Raw genomic sequence first — 4,502 nt, forward strand, 5'->3', positions numbered from 1 at the left:
CAGGCCGCCAATCTGCTTCTGGCTCACCAGCACCTGGCCGGCCAGCTTGTTCTGGTTGTCCCGGGTCTCGTTGAGGATGGGGAAGTATTTGTCGGCCAGCAGCTTGCGACCGCAGATCACCACCAGATCGGTGTCGTCCTGGTACCAGGGTTTGATCTTGCTGTTGACCAGATCGAACACCAGGGCGTCGAGGTTGCCGTAATCCCCCTCTTTGGTGTCGGCTTCACTGTTGGGCTGGTAGATGTAGATATGGCCGGTGCCCGCATCCCCTTCGCTCATCACCTGGGCGGGGGCATCATGGCGGGTGTGCTCAATCCAGCCGATGTTGACGTCTTGCAGCATGGGGAACTGGACGCGATCGGTGTCTTTCGCGGCAAGTTTGCCGTTCCAGCCGATCATGATGCGGTCCAGGCCCTGGCGCTTGACGATGGCATCGCGAATGCGGATCTGGAAGTCTTTGAACTTGGCCCAGGCATCAAGCTTGGCGTAGCCGAGGCTGGTGTCGTAGTTGGTCTTTTCGCACTCGTATTTGGTGTTTTGCAGTCCGGTCGGGTCGAACGGGACGCGGGCCTTGCCGCCACTGGTATCGGTGCGAGAGGCAATGGTGCCATTGATGCCGATGCCGACCTTTTCCCCCTTGAGTTCATCCACCGGCACGATGTTGATCATGCTGAGGAAGTCGACGGACTCCTGCATTTTGGTTTCCAGCTTTTGCTGGATGCTGGGCTCGACACTGAATTGCACCATGGCCGAGCTGACGGCATTCAGGCTCGCCAGTTGGCTGGTGTACTGCTCGAATTGCTGACGGGTATCGTTGCGCATTATCGGGGTCCCTTAAAAATCGGTGTTGGTTGGCTTGGTGCCATCGTCACCGGTGGCAGGCTGGCGCTTGTGGCTGAAATCTTCCTGGCGCTCGAGCTGGGTGGTCAGGTCGGCCAGGGCGTTGGCGGTCGCCGTTTGCCGGGCCGTCAGTTCGTTGAACCTGGTTTGCAGGTCGGTATCGAGGCTGGTCACCTCTTTGGCCACGGCTTCGACGGCCTGATGCACATCGCTGAAGTCGGCGGTCGATTGCTGCTTGTGGCTGGTGAAAATGGCGCTGATCCGTTCCAGCAGGCCCGGGCCTTTCTCCTGCTCATCTTCAAACTCGATGACAGTTTCGAGGGCTTCGGTAAACAGGCATTCCGGATGGTATTTGCGGTCGGCCAGCGGGTTGACCGCGGCCTTGCTGCAGAACTGCAGCATTTCGGTGCCAAGGCTTGCCGGGCTGTCGGTCACGGCCAGCCCCATCATGTAGGCCCCTTTTTCGTTCAGGTTGGGGTGGATCTCGATGGAGGTGTAAACCTTCTGGCGCTTCTTGTTCAGCGCGATCAGCTCAGGGGTCGGGTCAATCTGGACGAACAGGGCCAGCCGCTGTTCCCCTTCGATGGTGACCTCTTCGGTCTTGGCGGCGGTGATGTCGCCGTACATCTTGAACAAGCCGTTGGGGTCGAGGCCCCGGATATGCTCCATATTGACCCGTGCGCCATAGGTGGCCTGGTTGTAGCGCTGGGCCATCTGCTCAATCCATTCGCGGGTGATGGCGCGACCGTCGGTGGTGCCCCCCTCAACCGCAACACGGAAGAATTTGGACTTAGGCATGTGCTGGGATCCCTTTGGTAATTGGGTAGTGATGTCGCGGTTATGGTCTGGGTGAGTGGCGGGATCGTGCAATCCGGGGCCAGTGTGTGGTGGTGCTACACACTGGCAGTGGGGCGTTTGGGGTGGTAGCGGCTGGGTAGACTGGCGCCATGACAACAGCACCCATCATCTTTCCCCATCTCGACCCCAGACGGCAGGCCATGTACCTGTTCTTTCAGGGGTACCCGCTGCGCGCCATTGCCGAGTTGCTGCAAACGCCGGAGGGTACCGTCTCGACCTGGAAGAAGCGCGACGGCTGGGAGGACATCAAACCGATAGACCGGGTGGATAGCGCCATTGAGGCGCGCATGATCCAGCTGGTGATGAAGGAGACCAAGAGCGGCGGCGACTTCAAGGAGATTGACCTGCTGGGCCGTCAGCTCGAGCGTATCGCCCGGGTCAACAAGTACAGCAACGGCGGCAACGAGGCCGACCTCAACCCCAAGGTGGCCAACCGCAACAAGGGGCCGAAGAAGGCGCCCGAGCGCAATGTGGTGGAGCCCGAGCAGCAAGAACGGCTCATCGAGCGGTTTGAGTCGACCATGTTCGATTACCAGCGGGTCTGGTATCAGGCCGGTCAGGAGTACCGGATCCGTGACCTGCTCAAATCGCGCCAGATCGGGGCGACTTACTTCTTTGCCTTCGAGGCCTTCATTGATGCCTTGGTGACCGGGCGCAACCAGATTTTCCTGTCGGCCAGCAAGGCGCAGGCCCACATGTTCAAGCAGTACATCATCCAGTTCGCCAAGGAGGAGGGGGTTGAGCTCAAAGGTGACCCCATGGTGCTGCCGAACGGAGCGCACCTTTACTTCCTCGGCACCAATGCCCGCACCGCCCAGAGCTATCACGGCAACATCTACATGGATGAGTATTTCTGGATCCACGGCTTTCTGGAGTTCCGCAAGGTGGCGTCCGGTATGGCGATGCACAAGAAGTGGCGCCAGACCTACATCTCCACCCCCTCCAGCCTTTCCCATCCCGCTTATGGATTCTGGTCTGGCGCCAACTTTAACCGCGGTAAGGCCAAGGCCGACCGGGTCGAGATTGACCTGAGCCACGCCAACCTGTCTGCCGGCAAGCTGTGCGCCGATGGGCAATGGCGGCAGATCGTCACCGTGGAAGATGCGGTGCGCGGCGGTTGCAACCTGTTCGACCTGGATCAGCTGCGCAGTGAGTATTCCGAGGATGAATACCGCAACCTGCTGATGTGCGAGTTCATGGATGACACCGAGAGCCTGTTTCCGTTGGCGACGCTGCAGCGCTGCATGGTCGACAGCTGGCTGGTGTGGGAGGACTACAAGCCCCACACCTTGCGGCCGCTGGCCAACCGGGCAGTGTGGGTCGGCTATGACCCGGCCAAGGGGGGTAAAGGTGACAGCGCTGGCTGCGCGGTGCTGGCCCCGCCACTGGTGCCGGGTGGCAAGTTTCGGGTGTTGGAGCGCCACCGCTGGCAGGGGATGGACTTTGATGCCCAGGCCAAATCCATTCGTGCCATCTGCGATCGCTACAACGTCGCCTATATCGGCATCGATACCACCGGGATCGGGGAGGGGGTCTATCAGCTGGTGAAGCAGTTTTACCCGGCAGTGACCGCCATTCAGTACAACCCCAACGTGAAGATGCGGATGGTTATGAAAGCACAGGATGTGATGAACAAAGGGCGGCTGGAGTTCGACAGCGGCTGGACCGACTTGGCCCAGGCGTTTATGAGCATCCGCCGCGCCGTGACCCAAAGCGGCAAGCTGCCCACCTTCGAGGCCAGCCGTTCCGATGAGACCAGCCACGCCGATATTGCCTGGGCAACCATGCAAGCCCTGTTACACGAGCCCCTTGAGGGGCAGACCGGCACCAATTCCGGCTTTATGGAGATTTACTGATGAGTGAGCAGATCAACTCGCCTGCCGGTGTGCAGGCGTTTACGTTTGGCGAGGCTATCCCGGTATTGTCCCAGCGGGAGGTGTTCGATTACCTGGAGTCGATGCATAACGGCCGCTGGTATGAGCATCCCCTGAGCCTGCATGGGCTGGCGCGGGTCTATCGGGCGGCGGTGCATCATGCCTCGGCCATCCAGGTGAAGCGCAATATCTTGCGCGGCTGTTTCATCCCTCATCCGAAACTGAGCCTGGCTGCCTTTACCGGGTTGGTGATGGACTACGAGATCTTCGGTAATGCTCACCTGCAGCGGGTGCGTAACCGGCTGGGGGGTACGCTGCGTTATGACCAGATGCCGGCCAAGTACACTCGCCGATCCCTCGACCTGGATCGTTATTGGTGGGTGCCAAGGCCTGGGCATGAGGTTGAGCTGCCCGCCGGTGATGTGGGGCATGTGATGGAGGCGGACGTGAATCAGGAGATTTATGGCATCCCCGACTACGTGGCCAGCCTGAACTCGGCGCTGCTCAACGAGTCGGCCACGCTGTTTCGCCGTCGCTACTACGAGAACGGCAGCCATGCGGGGTTCATTTTGCACATCAGCGATGCCCTGCAGAACGAGGGCGATATCACCGCGCTCAAGACGGCGCTACAAAACAGCAAGGGGCCGGGCAACTTCCGCAACCTGCTGCTCTACACCCCGGGTGGCAAGGCGGATTCGGTGAAGCTGATCCCGGTGGCGGAGATTGCGGCCAAGGATGATTTTCTCTCCATCAAGGGGGTGAGCCGGGATGACCAGTTGGCGGCTCATCGGGTACCGCCGCAACTGATGGGGGTGGTGCCGAACAACACGGGGGGATTTGGGGATGTGACCAAAGCGGCCCAGGTGTTTGACGTCAACGAGATCGACAGCATGAAGGCGAACTTTGCGCAGTTCAACGAGTGGGCAGGGG

General features: G+C 60.2%; 4 protein-coding genes. 2 read left to right on the forward strand and 2 right to left on the reverse strand.

Annotated elements, in window-relative coordinates:
• Both DBR30_RS19395 and DBR30_RS19400 read right to left on the reverse strand, forming a co-directional pair.
• Nucleotides 1–822 (reverse strand): phage major capsid protein, P2 family (locus DBR30_RS19395; RefSeq protein ID WP_258224512.1); only part of this gene is annotated, 822 nt, incomplete at its 3' end.
• A gap of 12 nt (nucleotides 823–834) precedes the next feature.
• Nucleotides 835–1,638, reverse strand: a complete 804-nt coding sequence (locus DBR30_RS19400; RefSeq protein ID WP_108540223.1) for a GPO family capsid scaffolding protein — start codon at nucleotides 1,636–1,638, stop codon at nucleotides 835–837.
• A gap of 149 nt (nucleotides 1,639–1,787) precedes the next feature.
• On the opposite strand from DBR30_RS19400, the gene DBR30_RS19405 reads away from it, so the two are divergent.
• Nucleotides 1,788–3,554: a terminase ATPase subunit family protein gene (locus DBR30_RS19405; RefSeq protein ID WP_108540220.1), complete on the forward strand. Its 1,767-nt coding sequence runs from the start codon at nucleotides 1,788–1,790 to the stop codon at nucleotides 3,552–3,554.
• The coding region (locus DBR30_RS19410) for a phage portal protein (RefSeq protein ID WP_108588487.1) at nucleotides 3,554–4,502 on the forward strand (949 nt) is incomplete at its 3' end. The genes DBR30_RS19405 and DBR30_RS19410, both read left to right, overlap by 1 nt.

The sequence above is a fragment of the Aeromonas sp. HMWF017 genome, from assembly GCF_003061465.1.
Lineage (GTDB): Bacteria > Pseudomonadota > Gammaproteobacteria > Enterobacterales > Aeromonadaceae > Aeromonas > Aeromonas veronii.

Excerpts from the sequence above, each read along its gene's own strand:
- DBR30_RS19405 (WP_108540220.1), top strand. The coding sequence starts at position 1,788 with ATGACAACAGCACCCATCATCTTTCCCCATCTCGACCCCAGACGGCAG.
- DBR30_RS19400 (WP_108540223.1), bottom strand. The coding sequence starts at position 1,638 with ATGCCTAAGTCCAAATTCTTCCGTGTTGCGGTTGAGGGGGGCACCACC.